Annotated in this window: 14 protein-coding genes and 1 tRNA gene; 8 read left to right on the forward strand and 7 right to left on the reverse strand. The window is 65.4% G+C overall.

What is annotated here, in order from left to right; all coding sequences use genetic code 11:
* Positions 1–18: 18 nt before the first annotated feature.
* The 4 genes from HBF25_RS05805 (at position 19) to HBF25_RS05820 (ending at position 6,438) form a co-directional block, all read left to right on the forward strand.
* Positions 19–1,626: a carboxyl transferase domain-containing protein gene (locus HBF25_RS05805; RefSeq protein WP_166947020.1), complete on the forward strand. Its 1,608-nt coding sequence runs from the start codon at positions 19–21 to the stop codon at positions 1,624–1,626.
* A 346-nt stretch (positions 1,627–1,972) separates the two neighbouring features.
* Complete coding sequence (xseA, locus tag HBF25_RS05810) at positions 1,973–3,316, forward strand: exodeoxyribonuclease VII large subunit (RefSeq protein ID WP_166947021.1); 1,344 nt, start codon at positions 1,973–1,975, stop codon at positions 3,314–3,316.
* Between the two features lie 196 nt (positions 3,317–3,512).
* Positions 3,513–4,943 (forward strand): aldehyde dehydrogenase family protein, encoded by a 1,431-nt coding sequence (locus tag HBF25_RS05815; RefSeq protein WP_166947323.1) that lies wholly within the window; start codon positions 3,513–3,515, stop codon positions 4,941–4,943.
* A 58-nt stretch (positions 4,944–5,001) separates the two neighbouring features.
* Positions 5,002–6,438 (forward strand): lipase family protein, encoded by a 1,437-nt coding sequence (locus tag HBF25_RS05820; RefSeq protein ID WP_166947022.1) that lies wholly within the window; start codon positions 5,002–5,004, stop codon positions 6,436–6,438.
* Between the two features lie 96 nt (positions 6,439–6,534).
* On the opposite strand, the gene HBF25_RS05825 is transcribed toward HBF25_RS05820, so the two are convergent.
* The 6 genes from HBF25_RS05825 to HBF25_RS05850 all read right to left on the reverse strand — a co-directional run bounded on the left by HBF25_RS05825 (position 6,535) and on the right by HBF25_RS05850 (position 9,663).
* On the reverse strand, positions 6,535–7,911 hold the full coding sequence (locus tag HBF25_RS05825) for an FAD-containing oxidoreductase (RefSeq protein WP_166947023.1): 1,377 nt from the start codon (positions 7,909–7,911) through the stop codon (positions 6,535–6,537).
* A 17-nt stretch (positions 7,912–7,928) separates the two neighbouring features.
* A tRNA-Arg gene (locus tag HBF25_RS05830) sits at positions 7,929–8,005 on the reverse strand.
* Between the two features lie 54 nt (positions 8,006–8,059).
* Positions 8,060–8,470: a DUF2335 domain-containing protein gene (locus HBF25_RS05835; protein ID WP_166947024.1), complete on the reverse strand. Its 411-nt coding sequence runs from the start codon at positions 8,468–8,470 to the stop codon at positions 8,060–8,062.
* Positions 8,471–8,616: 146 nt separating this feature from the next.
* Complete coding sequence (locus HBF25_RS05840) at positions 8,617–8,961, reverse strand: hypothetical protein (RefSeq protein WP_166947025.1); 345 nt, start codon at positions 8,959–8,961, stop codon at positions 8,617–8,619.
* Positions 8,948–9,364: a GFA family protein gene (locus tag HBF25_RS05845; protein WP_166947026.1), complete on the reverse strand. Its 417-nt coding sequence runs from the start codon at positions 9,362–9,364 to the stop codon at positions 8,948–8,950. Before HBF25_RS05845 ends, HBF25_RS05840 begins: the two co-directional genes overlap by 14 nt.
* A gap of 38 nt (positions 9,365–9,402) precedes the next feature.
* Positions 9,403–9,663 carry a DUF2188 domain-containing protein gene (locus HBF25_RS05850; RefSeq protein WP_166947027.1) on the reverse strand — a complete coding sequence of 87 codons (261 nt, stop codon included), beginning with the start codon at positions 9,661–9,663 and terminating at the stop codon, positions 9,403–9,405.
* Between the two features lie 203 nt (positions 9,664–9,866).
* On the opposite strand from HBF25_RS05850, the gene amaB reads away from it, so the two are divergent.
* From amaB to murB, 4 genes are read left to right on the forward strand one after another with little or no spacing between them, the layout of a single operon-like run.
* Positions 9,867–11,402: an L-piperidine-6-carboxylate dehydrogenase gene (gene amaB / locus HBF25_RS05855; protein WP_166947028.1), complete on the forward strand. Its 1,536-nt coding sequence runs from the start codon at positions 9,867–9,869 to the stop codon at positions 11,400–11,402.
* A gap of 15 nt (positions 11,403–11,417) precedes the next feature.
* Positions 11,418–12,185: a class I SAM-dependent methyltransferase gene (locus HBF25_RS05860; protein ID WP_166947029.1), complete on the forward strand. Its 768-nt coding sequence runs from the start codon at positions 11,418–11,420 to the stop codon at positions 12,183–12,185.
* Positions 12,185–13,213, forward strand: a complete 1,029-nt coding sequence (locus tag HBF25_RS05865; protein ID WP_166947030.1) for a quinone-dependent dihydroorotate dehydrogenase — start codon at positions 12,185–12,187, stop codon at positions 13,211–13,213. Before HBF25_RS05860 ends, HBF25_RS05865 begins: the two co-directional genes overlap by 1 nt.
* Before the next feature lie 23 nt (positions 13,214–13,236).
* Positions 13,237–14,256 (forward strand): UDP-N-acetylmuramate dehydrogenase, encoded by a 1,020-nt coding sequence (gene murB / locus HBF25_RS05870; RefSeq protein ID WP_166947324.1) that lies wholly within the window; start codon positions 13,237–13,239, stop codon positions 14,254–14,256.
* 261 nt (positions 14,257–14,517) lie between these two features.
* Here the strand turns inward: murB and HBF25_RS05875 are convergent, their stop codons facing one another.
* Positions 14,518–15,315 (reverse strand): ferritin-like domain-containing protein, encoded by a 798-nt coding sequence (locus tag HBF25_RS05875; protein ID WP_166947031.1) that lies wholly within the window; start codon positions 15,313–15,315, stop codon positions 14,518–14,520.
* Positions 15,316–15,344 lie beyond the last annotated feature (29 nt).

Below are 15,344 nucleotides of genomic sequence, written 5' to 3' on the forward strand. Positions count from 1 at the left end.
CCGTCGCGAACGTCCCCCATGCCCATCCTCACCTCGCAGATCGACACCCGCTCCGCCGATTTCCAGGCTTCCAGCCTGCGCCTGCGCGCGCTCACCGACGACCTGCGCGATACGCTCAAGCGCACCGCCGAGGGCGGCGGCGCCAAGGCCCGCGAGAAACACGTGGCGCGGGGCAAGCTGCTGCCGCGTGAGCGGATCCGCGCCCTGCTCGATCCCGGCTCGCCCTTCCTCGAAATCGCCCCGCTCGCCGCGCACGGCATGTACGACGACGCCGCACCCGCAGCCGGCGTCATCGCCGGCATCGGTCGCGTGATGGGCCAGGAAGTGGTGGTGCTCGCCAACGACGCCACGGTAAAAGGCGGCACGTACTTCCCCATGACGGTGAAAAAACACCTGCGTGCGCAGGAAGTGGCGATGGAAAACCGCCTGCCCTGCATCTACCTGGTGGATTCCGGTGGCGCCTTCCTTCCCTTGCAGGACGAAGTGTTCCCCGATCGCGAGCACTTCGGCCGCATTTTCTACAACCAGGCGCGCATGAGCGCGCAGGGCATTCCGCAGATTGCCGTGGTGATGGGGTCGTGTACGGCAGGCGGCGCCTACGTGCCAGCCATGAGCGATGAAACCATCATCGTGCGTGAGCAGGGCACGATCTTCCTTGGTGGTCCGCCGCTGGTGAAGGCCGCCACGGGCGAGGTCGTGGATGCCGAAGCACTCGGCGGTGCCGACGTGCACACCTCCGTCTCGGGCGTGGCCGATCATTTCGCGGAAAACGACGCCCATGCGCTGTCCATCGCGCGTGACATCGTCGGTTCGCTCAATCGCGTGAAGCAGGTGCCGCTGGCATTGCGTGCGCCCATCGAGCCGCGTTTTTCCGCCGAAGAGCTTTACGGCGTGATTCCGGAAGATACCCGTCGTCCATTCGATATCCGCGAAGTGATCGCACGCATCGTCGACGATTCCGATTTCCACGAATTCAAGGCGCGCTACGGCAAGACCCTGGTCACCGGCTTCGCGCATATCCACGGCTACCCCGTGGGCATCGTCGCCAACAACGGCATCCTCTTCGGCGAATCCGCGCAGAAAGGCGCGCACTTCATCGAACTGTGCAACCAGCGCAACGTGCCGCTGGTGTTCCTGCAGAACATCACCGGCTTCATGGTGGGCCGCAAGTACGAAAACGGCGGCATCGCGAAGGATGGCGCGAAGATGGTCACGGCTGTGGCCTGTTCACACGTGCCCAAGTTCACCGTGGTGATCGGCGGCAGCTTCGGTGCCGGCAACTACGCCATGTGCGGCCGCGCCTATGGCGCCCGTTTCCTGTGGATGTGGCCGAACTCGCGCATCAGCGTGATGGGTGGCGAACAGGCGGCGTCGGTGCTGGCGACCGTGCGTCGCGATGGCATCGAGGCGGGTGGCGGCACGTGGAGCGCGGAGGAAGAAGAAACCTTCAAGGCGCCGGTACGCGAGCAGTACGAGCGCCAGGGGCATCCGTATTACGCGAGCGCTCGCCTGTGGGACGACGGCATCATCGATCCGGCCGACACGCGCCGCGTGCTGGGCCTGGCGATCTCGGCATCGATGAACGCCCCCATCGAACAAGGCCGCTTCGGCGTCTTCCGCATGTAACCTCCTGCAGGAGCGCGCCTCGCGCGCGACCGGTACAGGGCCTTGAGCCCACCGCTCCGCACGGTCGCGCGCAGGCCCGCTCCTACACAACCTTGCCCTGTAGGAGCGCGCCTCGCGCGCGACCGGTACAGGGCCTTGAGCCCATCGCTCCGCACGGTCGCGCGCAGGCGCGCTCCTACACAACCTTGCCCTGTAGGAGCGCGCCTTGCGCGCGACCGGTACAGGGCCTTGAGCCCACCGCTCCGCACGGTCGCGCGCAGGCGCGCTCCTACAGATGAACTGAGGAATGGTGGGTAAGTCACTGGGCCATCGACATTCCCTGCCAGCGTGATAACCTCGCCGGTCCATGTCCGACCTTGACCGCAACGCCCCCCACGTCTTCACGCCCTCCGGCCTGAACCGGCTGGTGCGTGATCTGCTGGAAGACGCCCTGCCCATGGGCGTGTGGATCGAAGGCGAGCTGTCGAACGTATCGCGCCCCGCCTCCGGTCACATCTATTTCACGCTGAAAGACGCCAACGCCCAGGTGCGTTGCGCCATGTTCCGCATGGCCGCATCGCGCCTGCGCTTCCGTCCCGCGGACGGCATGCACGTGCTGATGCGGGCCAAGGTGGGCCTGTACGAAGCCAGGGGCGAATTCCAGCTCGTGGCCGACCACATGGAGCCGGCCGGCGAAGGCGCGCTCCAGCGCGAGTTCGAGCAGCTCAAGGCCCGCCTCGGCGCCGAAGGCCTGTTCGATCCCGAACGCAAGCGTCCTCTGCCTGATTTCCCGAAACGGATCGGCGTCATCACCTCCCCTTCCGGCGCGGCCGTGCGCGACGTGCTCAGCGTCATGGGCCGGCGCTTCCCACTGGCCGAGGTTGACGTACTTCCCGTGCCCGTACAGGGCCGCGAAGCACCGCCCGCCATCGCCGCGATGCTGCGCAGCGCGTCCGCCAGTGGCCATTACGACGTACTGCTGGTCACCCGTGGCGGTGGCTCGCTGGAAGACCTGTGGGCGTTCAACGACGGGAGCGTGGCGCGGGCCATCCACGCCAGCGACGTACCCGTGGTCTCCGCCGTGGGCCACGAGGTGGATTTCACCATCGCCGATTTCGTCGCCGATCTGCGCGCCGCCACCCCGTCCGCGGCAGCCGAGCTGCTGGTACCAGACGGCGCCGACCTGGAACGCCGCCTGGACCGCCTGCGCCAGCGCATGGCCACGCTGATGGCACGCCGCCTGCAGGCAGCCGCCCAGCGGGCCGATCACTGGCAGGCGAGGCTCAACACCCAGCGCCCGCAGGCCCGGCTGGCCCGGGATGCGCAGCGACTGGAAGCCCTGCGTCGTCGCCTGCATATGAGCATCGGACAGGCCAACGCCCTGCGCCGTGCCCGGCTCGAGCGCCTTCAGGCGCGCCTCGCCGCGCGTCATCCCCGGTTGCGACTGGACCCATCGCGCGCCCGGCTGGCTGAGCTGCGCCAGCGGATGAGCAGCGCCATCGGCCGCAGGCTGGAGCGCGAGCGTGCCCGCGTGGCCCAGCAGGGGCGCACGCTGCACGCCGTGAGCCCGCTGGCGACGCTGGAGCGTGGTTATGCCATCGTCTTCGACGAGCGCGACGCCATCGTGCGCCGGGCCGCCGATGTGGCCGTGGGTGAGCGGGTGCGGGTGATGCTGGGTGAGGGGGAGTTGAGGTTGCGTCGCGAGGATTGATTTCGTTCGCCCTGGGCCGGTCGCGCGCGAGGCGCGCTCCTACAGGGCCATGGATCCATCATGCGAATCCCTCTGTAGGAGCGCGCCTCGCGCGCGACCGGTCCAACGCCAAGCCTCCCAGCGGCGAAACGCCTCACGACACCTGAACGCCTCCGGCACCATCATGTCGGATATCGTGTCAAAGAGGGCCATGCCCATGCTCGCGAAGAGCTACCCCTACTACCTCGCCAACAAGCCCGTCAAAGCCAAGGCGAAACTCGACGTCACCGACAAGTACACCGGCAAGGTCGCCACGCGCGTGGCCCTGCCCGATGCCGAGGCGCTCGAACAGGCCATCGCTGCCGCCACGGCCGCCGCTCCGGCCATGAAGCGCTTCAAGCCCTACGAACGCCAGGCCGTGCTCGAACACTGCGTGAAGCGCTTCCGCGAACGCCAGGACGAACTGGCCTACGCGCTCTGCGTCGAGGCCGGCAAACCCATCAAAGACGCCACCGGCGAAGTCACCCGCCTCATCGAAACCTTCAAGATCGCGGCCGAAGAAGCCGTGCGCCTCAACGGCGAAACGATCAATCTGGAAATCTCCCAGCGCAGCGCCGGCTACTACGGCTACACCCGCCGCGTGCCACTGGGCCCGGTGTCCTTCATCACCCCGTTCAACTTCCCGCTGAATCTCGTGGCGCACAAGGTGGCGCCCGCCATCGCCGCCGGTTGCCCCTTCGTGCTGAAGCCCGCCGAGCGCACGCCGCTGGGTGCGCTGATCATTGGCGAGATCCTCGCCGAGACGAACCTGCCCAAGGGCGCGTTCTCGGTGCTGCCGATGGAAGGCCGCGATGCCGAGGCGCTGGTGACCGATCCGCGCCTGAAACTGCTCTCCTTCACCGGCGGCCTGATCGGCTGGGACCTGAAAGCCAAGGCCGGCCACAAGAAGGTCACACTGGAACTGGGCGGCAATGCCGCCTGCATCATCGACGCCGACCAGGGCCCGCACCTGGATGCCGTGGTGGATCGCCTCGTCTTCGGCGCCTTCTACCAGTCGGGCCAGAGCTGCATCAGCGTGCAGCGTATCCTCGTCCACGATGACGTCTACGACGCGCTTCGACGCAAGCTCGTGGCGAAGGTCAAAACCCTGAAGGCCGGCGACCCGAAGAAGAAAAACACCTTCCTCGGCCCCATGATCGACGAGGCGGCCGCCACCCGCCTCGAAGGCTGGGTGGCCGAAGCGAAAAAAGCCGGCGCCAAGGTACTGTGCGGTGGCAACCGCAAGGGTGCGATGCTGGAAGCCACCCTGCTGGAAAACGTGCCGCACGATGCAAAGCTGCAACGCATGGAGGCCTTCGGCCCCGTAGCGCTGCTGCAACGCTTCATGACCTTCGACGAGGCCATCGGCATCGTCAACGACTCCGACTTCGGCCTGCAGGCCGGCGTGTTCACGGACAACATCCGCCACGCCATGCGCGCATGGGACGATTTGGAACAGGGCGGCGTCATCGTCAACGACGTACCCAGCTTCCGCGTGGACAACATGCCCTACGGCGGTGCCAAGTCATCGGGCATCGGCCGTGAAGGCGTGCGCTATGCCATCGAGGACATGACCGACCTGCGCCTGATGGTCATTCGTGACGCCTGACACGAAGACTGCACACTAGCCCAGCTACGCTGTCGCTTCCTCCCGACGGAAGCGACACGTGTCCACCCTGGTCTTCGTGCACGGCTGGAGCGTTACCGATACATCCACCTACGGCACCCTGCCGGCCACGCTCGTGCAGCGCGCCGCGCAGGCCGGCTCCACCCTTCGGGTGCTCGACATCCGCCTGTCTGAATACGTGACCTTCGACGATGCCGTGACGATGGACGACATCGTGCGTGGCTTCGATCATGCGCTGCGTGGGCTGGATATCCCCGATGCCCAGTTCGATTGCGTAACGCATTCCACGGGTGGGCCGGTGGTCATGGCGTGGCTACGTGCGCAACGGATGATGCCCAAGGCTTATGCGAACGTGAAAGCACGTCACGTCATCATGCTTGCACCTGCTCACTTCGGGTCCGCTCTGGCGAAACTCGGCAAGGGCGTGCTCGGTCGCCTCAAGGCGTGGTTCAACGGTATCGAACCGGGCCAGCGCATCCTCGACTGGCTGGAACTGGGCAGCCCCGAATCGCTGGCGCTCAATCTCGGTGTCGTGCATGGCGCCGATCTGTCAACGCAAGGCACATATCTGTTCAACCTCATCGGCGACCGCCCCGACCGCAAGCTCTACGACGTCATCAACGCCTATACCGGTGAAGATGGCTCCGATGGCGTCGTGCGTCTGGCGGCTGCCAACCTCAACGCCACGCATCTGACACTCACCCAGCAGGCCGGCGGCCCGTTGCTCACCGCCACCACGGCGCGCGCACCACGCAGCGCGTTCCGTCTGCTGCCGGGCCTTGCACATTCCGGCGCCACGCAAGGCATCATGGCCGCGCAGCCACCACCGTCGATCACGGTGGAAACCATCCTGCGCTGCCTCGCGGTGAATTCGGCCGCATCGTATGCCGCACTGTGCGATGCCTTCGTCGCCGAAAACGCGCAGCGTGATGCAAACAAGGTGGAGCTGGAGCCAGCTGGCATCTTTGCGCCACGCGTGCATATCCATGATCCACGCAGCCTGCTTATCGTGCGGCTGCGCGATGATCGTGGCGAAGCCCCGGTAAACGCGCAATTCCAGCTCACCGCCGGCCCTGAAGCCTCGCCGGATCAACTACCGCCCGGCTTCATGATCGACCGGCAGGCGAATGATCGCGACGCAGCGACGTGGGCGCTGTTTCTCAACCATGCCATTCTTGCGGGTGATGCGGCCGTGCCCGATCCGCGCGATACCTCGAAAACCCTGCGTGGCCCGCTCGTGGCGCATTCGCCCTACGGCGCGCGCATCCAGCCTGCGGACATCAGCGGACTCATCCGTCATGTAGTCGCGAGCACGGCGCAAAACAGCGATCTGCTCACTAACATGCGCCCCCATGAAACCACCATCATCGATGTGGTGCTGTCTCGCCGCGTAGCCGAAGGCGTCTTCCGCCTCACCGACAAACTGACGCCCGTCGAAGATTTCCGCCACCCCACTCCCGGCCCAGACCTCCTGTAGGAGCGCCCCTGTGCGCGACCCCTGAACACGGCAACGACGAAGGAACCCGCAAGCCTGGTCGTGATCGCAGTCAGGGGTCGCGCGCAAGGCGCGCTCCTACACCATCGATTGCAGCTCACCAACGAGCGTGGGTATCAGCTCCGACACTGTCGGATGAATGGGCACCGCCCATTGCAGCGTGTCGATCGTGGCACCGGCATTCATCATGTCCAGTACGCCATGAATCGCCTCGTCGCCTCCTGTGCCGAGAATCGCCGCACCCAGGATCAGCCGCGTTTCGGCATCGGCCACCATCGACATGAACCCTTGTGTTTCGCCCTTTTCCACTGCGCGCCCCACGCGTGTCATCGGCCGCTTCGCCACCAGCAAAGGGCGCCCCGTGGCACGCGCCTGCGCCTCCGTCATGCCCACGCGCCCAAGCGGCGGATCGACATACAGCGCATACCCGGGAATACGCTCGCTAACCTTGCGCGAGCCACCGTCGAGAAGATTCGCTGCGACAATCTCGTAATCGTTCCACGCCGTATGCGTAAACGCTCCTTTGCCGTTGCAGTCGCCAAGCGCCCAGACACCCTCCACACGCGTCTCCAGCGCATCGTTGACGACGATATAACCCCGCTCGTCCACGGCTACACCCGCACATTCGAGACCGAGATCATCCGTGTTCGGCCTGCGGCCCACGGCAAGCAGCACATGCGATCCCACCACCTCCGGATGACCTTCGCGACAATCCACGCCAACGACCACGCCATCGGCATGACGCCCCAGGCGGATACAGCATGCATCGGTACGCACGGCGATTCCTTCAGACACCAGGATCCCGCGTACGGCCTCTGAAACAGCCTCGTCTTCACGGGCGATCAGGCGGGCACCCTGCTCCACCACCGTCACCTGCGCCCCGAAGCGCCGGTACATCTGCGCGAACTCCAGTCCGATGTAGCTGCCACCCACTACGACAAGATGCTCAGGCACGGTTTCCAGCGGGATGATCGTGCTGTTGGTGAGGTAGTCCACCTCATCAATGCCCGGGAAATCGGGAACGTTCGCGCGACCACCTACGTTGAGGAAGATCCACGGCGCCGTCAGCGCCTCGCCATTGACCTCGATCACGCGCGGCCCGGTAAAACGTGCATGCCCCCGGATGAGTTCCAGTCCCGGCATCCCGGCAAGCCAGTCTTCATTGCCCTTGCGTGAGTCCAGGATGACCTTGCGCGCCCGCGCCGCCACTGTGGGCATATCGATCTCGACGGGCCCCGTGATAACCCCGTATTCCGCACCACGTCGCGCCAGGTGCGCGGCGTAGGCGCTGGCAACGAGGGTCTTGGTGGGTTTGCATCCGGTGTTGACGCAGGTGCCGCCGACCAGATGGCGCTCGATCAGGGCGACGGAGCGGCCCGAGGCAGTGAGCCGCCCGGCAAGCGCGGGACCGGCCTGGCCGGCACCGACGATGATGGCATCGAACGAACGGGGCATGCGTGGGTCCCTGTCGATGGTGACCCCGGCCCGATTCGAACGGGCGACCTTCCCCTTAGGAGGGGGACGCTCTATCCAGCTGAGCTACGGGGCCCCGGCCGCGAAGCATACCCTACCGGCCCCGGCGAAAAGAAGGGTTGAACGGCCTTCAGTGATTTCCGCGCGCCGTCGCTGCCGCTTTAGGGCTGGCGAGAACCCAGCCGGCAATCAGGATGGCCGGCACACCCAGCGTGATGATGGTGCCTATCAGCGGATCCTGGAGGTAAGCGATGCAGCAACCGAAGAGCACCGCCAGCAGGGCGACGATAAAGCCGAACACCAGGGCAAACATGCCGCGCACGTGACGCCGGCGCTCCAGCGTGCGGCGATGGGCACCCTCCTCCTCCGCCATGCGAATGGTGTGCTCGAAGGCGCGCTCGGTCATGTTCAGGATGCGCTCGGAGGCACCGGGCACCGTTCTTTCGTAGGCCATCACGGTTTCCGCCGATGGCAGGGTAACCGGAAGCCTGGCCGTGGCATCCTCATGACCGGTGGTCCCGTTTACGTTGTCGTCGCTCATCGCCACCTCCCCTTCGATCAGCCGACTCTAGCGACCTGACACAGGGGACGCCAACCGACGAAGGTCATGGATGGCGATCAATGGCAGGCCGCCAGGCCAGGCTCTTCCCTGGCGGCAGTCTCCAAAAAGGCCCTATAAGATCACCTTCATGATCCGAACCCCGTGCAGGTCGGCTTGCGCAAGTCGATGGCTTCGATGTGCTGATCCAGCGATACGCGAAGATTTGCCCTGTCGATGCACGATGCCAGCAGCCCCTCCTGTAATCGCGTACAGGTAATCCACTGGCCTGCCGCATCGTTCGACAACGCATGGCAGCTGAAACGGATGCCTGACAGGCGCTCTTCCACGTCCGCTCGCGGGTCACCGATGCGTACGCGCTTGTGCACGGCCGATTTGAAGTGACCGTCGGGAATGAGGCGATGGCATGCGCCCAACCCTGTCGTCGCCAGAGCCACGACGAACACCGCGAGCAGGCGTTCAGGCCTCGACATAACGCAGGTATCCCACCACGCCGCCGCCACCGTCCTTCGGATGGTGCGCGCCGTCGAGCACCTGCACTTCGGCGAAATCGAACGGGCTCACGCCCTCGATGCAGGCCGCGTTCACGCCGTACTGGTTCGGATTGGAACGGCGCTGGTGAAAGGTGTAGATGCCGCACTTAGAGCAGAAGAAATGCTTCGCCGTGCCCGTGTTGAACTGGTATTCGGTGAGCGCATCCTGGCCTTGCTCGATGGTGATGCCGCCCAGGTCGGCCGAAACGGCCACGGCACCACGCATCCGGCAATACGAGCAGTTGCAGCGGCGCGCGGTGCGCAGGCCATCGGTGAACTTGACGGTGAAACGAACGGTACCGCAGTGACAGGCGGCGCGCGCCTCGGTGATGTCGGGAAGCATGGCGGACCTTCCGGGTGGGGAGGCGCCATGATAATCCTTCACCGCACCAGCGAGAGATGCCGCTGCGGCAACGGTGGCACCCGGGAAGGCCGCTTCGCGTCGCTTCCAAAGGGCCGCCATACCCCATCGGCCCCTTCGATGCCGATGCTGGCGTCGCCGCCATCGGACACGGCCCGGTTCAGGGCGGCCCGCAGGGCCTCGTAGCGCGAGGGAAACGACTCGACGACTACCCCGTCGACCCTCACCGGCCAGCGGGTGTCCTCGCCGGGATGGAACGGAATCTCGTAGACGCGGGTCATGGCTGCAGTGTCCTCAAGTACAACTTGAGGCAAAGCATGCGGTTGCGCGCGTCATCGCAGGGTCGTTTTAACCCTGCCCGTCACTAACGTTTCCCCCACATCCGTCCCGCGCCGCACAACAGGTCGTGAAGGGGGTGTTTGCTAGAATCCCGGTTTTCCCTCGCACGCCGGCATCCTGCCGGCGCGTCGCCAAAGGAGTTGCCATGTCCGTCAAGATCCTCGAAGCGCTCGGCCTGAAGTCCACCGAATCCGGTACCTACCTCGGCCGCGGCGAATGGGCCGCCACCAGCGGTGCCGGCACGCTGTCCCCCACCAATCCGGCCACGGGGGAAGTGATCGCCACGGTGCAGGCCTCCAGCGCGGCGGACTACGAGACCATCGTCCAGCGCGCCCAGGAAGCCTTCACGGTGTGGCGCAACACCCCGGCCCCGCGCCGTGGCGAGGCCGTGCGCCTGTGTGGTGAGGCCCTGCGCAAGCACAAGGATGCCCTTGGCTCGCTGGTGGCCCTGGAAATGGGCAAGATCAAGCCCGAAGGTGACGGCGAAGTGCAGGAGATGATCGACATCGCCGACTTCGCGGTGGGCCAGAGCCGCATGCTCTATGGCAACACCATGCATTCGGAGCGCCCGGGCCACCGCATGTACGAGCAGTGGCATCCGGTGGGCCTGGTGGGCATCGTCAGCGCGTTCAACTTCCCCGTGGCGGTGTGGAGCTGGAACGCCTTCCTGGCGGCCATCTGTGGCGATATCTGCATCTGGAAGCCGTCGCCGAAGACCCCGCTCTCGGCCATCGCCACCATGAAGATCTGCAACGAGGCGCTGAAGGACGCCGGCTTCCCGGACATCTTCTTCCTGTTCAACGACGCCGGCACCGAGCTGGCCCAGACCTTCGTCGACGACAAGCGCATCCCGCTCGTCAGCTTCACGGGCTCCACGAAGATCGGCCGCATGGTGGGCGAGCGCGTGGCCCGGCGCATGGGCCGCAGCCTGCTGGAGCTGGGCGGCAACAATGCCATCATCCTCGACAAGTCGGCCGACCTGAAGCTGGCGATCCCGGGCATCGTGTTCGGTGCCGTCGGCACCGCCGGCCAGCGCTGCACCACCACGCGCCGCCTGATCGTCCACTCGTCCATCCACGATGCCGTGGTCGATACCCTCGTGAAGGCCTATGGCCAGGTCGAACAGAAAATCGGCGACCCCACCCTCGCCACCACCCTCATGGGCCCGCTGAACAGCCCGGAGGCCGTGCAGGCCTATGTGGACGCGGTGGCCAAGGCCAAGGCATCGGGCGGCACCGTGCGCACGGGTGGCAAGGCGCTCACCGACCGCAAGGGCAACTTCGTGCTGCCCACCATCGTCACGGGCCTCACCAACGACGCCGAGGTGGTGCAGACCGAAACCTTCGCCCCGATCCTCTACGTGATGCCGTTCGACACCCTCGACGAGGCCATTGCCATGCAGAACGGCGTGCCGCAGGGCCTGTCATCGGCCATCTTCACGCAGGATCTCAAGTCCGCCGAGCAGTATCTGTCGGCATCGGGCTCCGATTGCGGCATCGCCAATGTGAATATCGGCACCTCGGGCGCGGAAATCGGTGGCGCCTTCGGTGGCGAGAAGGAAACCGGCGGCGGTCGCGAGTCGGGCTCGGACGCCTGGAAGGTGTATATGCGCCGCCAGACCAACACCATCAACTACTCCGATTCGCTGCCGCTGGCGCAGGGCATCAAGTTCGAGTTTTAAGCAACGGGTGATGCCATGACCGACCTGCGCTCCACGGAACGTTTCTCCGACCGCGTCGAGGACTATGTCCGCTACCGGCCGGATTACCCACGGGCGCTGGTCGGCTGGCTGCATCACCACGGCGTAGGCGCCGACTGGTCGGTGGCCGATATCGGTGCCGGCACGGGCATCTCGGCGAAGATGTTCCTCGATGCCGGTCACCGGGTCACCGCCGTGGAGCCCAATGCGGCGATGCGTGCGGCCGCCACGCGGTGGCTTGCGGATCACGCGGGTTTCACCGCCGTGGACGGCACCGCCGAGGCCACCGGGCTGCCCGATGGCTCGGTGGATCTCATCATCGCCGCGCAGGCGTTTCACTGGTTCGACAGGGAAAAGGTACGCACGGAATTCCGGCGCAATCTTTCGCCGCGCGGGCTCGTGTCCGTGTTCTGGAACTCGCGCCGCCTCGTCGGCACACCGTTTCTCGAAGGCTATGAGCGCCTGCTGCACGAGTACGGTATCGATTATGTCGGCGTAGCCGAGCGCTATACCGATGACGACACCATGCAACGATGGTACGGCGCCGGTTACGTCGGCATGGCATCGTTTCCCCATAGCCAGAAGCTCGATTACGCGGCCCTGGAAGGACGACTCATGTCGTCGTCCTACGTACCCAAGGCCGGCCATATCAACCACGAACCCATGCTGTACGCCCTGCGCTCGCTGTTCGACGCCACGCAGGACGGCGGCACCATTGATTTCGACTACGACACCCGGATCTTCCTGGGTCGCCCGGACGCCTGATGTACGACCTGATCCGCCCCCTGCTCTTCAAGCTCGACGCCGAAACCGCGCACGGCCTCACCCTCTACGCCTCCGACGTCGCCCAGCGCAGCGGGTTGTCGAAGTGGGTGAACACGCCGCCCGCCGATCTTCCGGTGAAAGCCTTCGGCATCGATTTCCCGAATCCGGTCGGCCTTGCCGCCGGCCTGGACAAGAACGGCGAACACCTCGACGGCCTCGCCGCCATGGGGTTCGGTTTCGTGGAGATCGGCACGGTCACGCCGCGCCCGCAGGCTGGCAATGACAAGCCGCGCATGTTCCGCCTGCCTGAGCACGAGGCCGTGATCAATCGCCTGGGCTTCAACAATGGCGGTATCGACGCACTCGTGCGCAATGTGGAGAAGGCCACGTTCCGTGGCGTGCTGGGCATCAACATCGGCAAGAACAAGGACACGCCGAACGAGCGTGCCACCGATGATTACCTGGTGTGCCTTGAGCGTGCGTATCCGCTGGCCAGCTACATCACGGTGAATATTTCCTCGCCCAATACGCAGGGCCTGAGAGACTTGCAGGAAGAGGAAACGCTGCGCCGCTTCATCGGCACGATGCGTGAGGCACAGGAACGGCTTGCCGGCCAGCATGGCAAGCGCAAGCCGATGCTGTTGAAGATCGCTCCCGACCTTACCGAGGCCGAGCTCGATGCCATCGCCGAGGTGTTGCTGGCCTCGGGCATCGACGGCGTGATCTGCACCAACACCACCATCGACCGCGACACCGTGGCCGGCTCGGTGCATGCGAAGGAAATGGGTGGTCTTTCGGGTCGCCCCCTGTTCGCCAGGTCCACCGCCGTATTGCGCGGCATGAAGGCGCGCGTAGGCGAGCGCCTGTCCATCGTGGGCGTAGGTGGCATCCTCGACGGCGACAACGCCGCCGAAAAACTCGAAGCCGGCGCGTCGCTCGTGCAGGTGTATTCCGGCCTCGTGTATCGCGGGCCGAAGCTTATCAATGAAGCGGTGGCGGAGATCCGTCGTCGTGGGATCCTCGCATGACCATGAACAACGCCCCGGTCGATATGGGCGGCTTTACCCTTGCCTCGGATGCGCCGCTGGGCGGCCGCAACACGCTGCGCGTGGATGCGCGCGCGAAGCTGCTCGCCGAAGTGCATGATCCGGTGAAAATTCCTGAGCTGCTGGCCTATCCCGCCGTGAAAAGCGGGCCGGTGCTGGTGCTTGGTGAAGGCAGCAACCTGCTCATCAAAGGCGATATCGACGGCACTGTGGTGGCCATGGCCAATCGTGGCGTGGAAACGTTCCAGCGTGACGACCGTGTGCTGATTCGCGTGGCGGCGGGCGAGCGCTGGGACGATTTCGTGCGCTGGTCGCTGGGACAGGGTTATGCAGGACTGGAAAACCTGATCCTTATTCCGGGCACGGTGGGTGCGGCGCCGATTCAGAATATCGGTGCGTACGGCGTGGAAGTGGCCGAGTTCATCGATACGGTTGAGGCATGGGACACCCACGCCAATGCCTTTGTCGTTCTGGATAAAGCCGCCTGTGCGTTCTCGTACCGGCATTCCAGTTTCAAGCAGCAGGCCGGCCGCTGGATCGTCGTCGCCGTGACGTTTGCGCTACCGCGTGAGCGGCCGTTGTCGCTCGATTACGCGGGTATCCGCGAGGAAATCGCCAAGATGGGCATCGAGCGGCCCACGCCATATCACGTGGCCGAAGCGGTGGTGCGGTTGCGTTCGCGCAAGTTGCCCGATCCAGCGGTAATCGGCAATGCGGGTAGTTTCTTCAAGAATCCCGTGATTCCCAAGGCCAAGGCCGATGCATTGGCACTGGCTCATCCTGGGTTGCCGGTGTGGCCGCATGTCGGTGGCACGGCGAAAATCTCGGCCGCGTGGCTCATCGAGTCCGCTGGCTTCAAGGGCGAGCGCGAGGGCGATGCAGGCATTTCCAACCGACACGCGCTGGTGCTGGTGAACCATGGCAAGGCTACCGGCCCGCAGCTATGGGCCTTCGCACAGAAAGTTATCGCAGGGGTACAGGCCAAGTTCGGCGTCACGCTAGACCCCGAACCTCTGGTCATCTGACCCCTGTCGCGCGCAGGCGCGCTCCTGCAACGGTGAGGCCATCAGCTGCACAGGGCCCTGTAGGAGCGCGCCTTGCGCGCGACCGGTTTTCGCGAAAACCTTACCTCGCTGCAAATACCCTGTCGCGCGCAGGCGCGCTCCTACAACGGTGAGGCCATCAGCTATACAGGGCCCTGTAGGAGCGCGCCTCGCGCGCGACCGGTTTTCGCGAAAACCTTACCTCGCTGCAAATACCCTGTCGCGCGCAGGCGCGCTCCTACATCAGAGGGTGTGGAGCCAGGCGAGTTCGGATTCCGAGAAGCCGGCTTCGCGGCGGGCTTCAAGATTGAAAGGGCCGCGCAACGAGCCGTGCATGTAGTCGTCGAGCAGCCTGGCGAACGTGGCTTCCGGCTCGATGCCGTCGCGTTCGCAGCAGTGGTGGAACCAGCGCGTGCCGGCGGCGACGTGCGCCACTTCCTCGCGCAGGATCACCTCGAGAATCGCCACGGTGCGATCGTCGCCCTGCTTGCGCAGGCGATCCATCATGCCCGGCGTGACGTCGAGACCACGCGCTTCCAGCACGCGCGGTACCAGCGCCATGCGGGCGGTATCGCTATGCGCGGTTTTCTCGGCCATGTCCCACAGGCCGTTATGCGCATCGAAATCGCCGTAGGCATGGCCCAGTTCGGCCAGGCGCCCCGACAACATCGTGTAGTGCCGCGCTTCGTCATTGGCGCATGACGCCCAGTCGAGGTAGTACTGCATCGGCTTGCCACGGAAGCGGTAGACCGCGTCCCAGGCCAGGTCGATGGCATTGAATTCGATATGCGCGATGGCATGCACCAGCGCGGCCCGCCCTTCCGCCGAACCCAGTCCACGCTGCGACAGCTGGCGTGGCGATATCAGCCGGGGACGCTCGGGACGCCCCGGCAGGGCGATGGGCAGCGGCGCTGGCGAGGCCTCGTCGGGACGCAGTTCGCCCCGACACAGTGCATCCCACGTAGCGAAGCTCAGCCGGACCTTCTCGGCCGGATCGGACGCATCGAGGCAGCGGCGGGCGGCGGCGTGAAGATCATGCATCGTGCAACGGCGGCGCGACGAACGCGCCG

Origin of the sequence: Luteibacter anthropi (assembly GCF_011759365.1) — a bacterium.
GTDB lineage: Bacteria > Pseudomonadota > Gammaproteobacteria > Xanthomonadales > Rhodanobacteraceae > Luteibacter > Luteibacter anthropi.

Excerpts from the sequence above, each read along its gene's own strand:
- HBF25_RS05815 (WP_166947323.1), top strand. The coding sequence starts at position 3,513 with ATGCTCGCGAAGAGCTACCCCTACTACCTCGCCAACAAGCCCGTCAAA.
- HBF25_RS05860 (WP_166947029.1), top strand. The coding sequence starts at position 11,418 with ATGACCGACCTGCGCTCCACGGAACGTTTCTCCGACCGCGTCGAGGAC.
- amaB (WP_166947028.1), top strand. The coding sequence starts at position 9,867 with ATGTCCGTCAAGATCCTCGAAGCGCTCGGCCTGAAGTCCACCGAATCC.
- HBF25_RS05805 (WP_166947020.1), top strand. The coding sequence starts at position 19 with ATGCCCATCCTCACCTCGCAGATCGACACCCGCTCCGCCGATTTCCAG.
- HBF25_RS05825 (WP_166947023.1), bottom strand. The coding sequence starts at position 7,911 with ATGCCCCGTTCGTTCGATGCCATCATCGTCGGTGCCGGCCAGGCCGGT.
- HBF25_RS05865 (WP_166947030.1), top strand. The coding sequence starts at position 12,185 with ATGTACGACCTGATCCGCCCCCTGCTCTTCAAGCTCGACGCCGAAACC.
- xseA (WP_166947021.1), top strand. The coding sequence starts at position 1,973 with ATGTCCGACCTTGACCGCAACGCCCCCCACGTCTTCACGCCCTCCGGC.
- HBF25_RS05845 (WP_166947026.1), bottom strand. The coding sequence starts at position 9,364 with ATGCTTCCCGACATCACCGAGGCGCGCGCCGCCTGTCACTGCGGTACC.
- HBF25_RS05840 (WP_166947025.1), bottom strand. The coding sequence starts at position 8,961 with ATGTCGAGGCCTGAACGCCTGCTCGCGGTGTTCGTCGTGGCTCTGGCG.
- HBF25_RS05875 (WP_166947031.1), bottom strand. The coding sequence starts at position 15,315 with ATGCATGATCTTCACGCCGCCGCCCGCCGCTGCCTCGATGCGTCCGAT.
- murB (WP_166947324.1), top strand. The coding sequence starts at position 13,237 with ATGGGCGGCTTTACCCTTGCCTCGGATGCGCCGCTGGGCGGCCGCAAC.
- HBF25_RS05850 (WP_166947027.1), bottom strand. The coding sequence starts at position 9,663 with ATGACCCGCGTCTACGAGATTCCGTTCCATCCCGGCGAGGACACCCGC.
- HBF25_RS05835 (WP_166947024.1), bottom strand. The coding sequence starts at position 8,470 with ATGAGCGACGACAACGTAAACGGGACCACCGGTCATGAGGATGCCACG.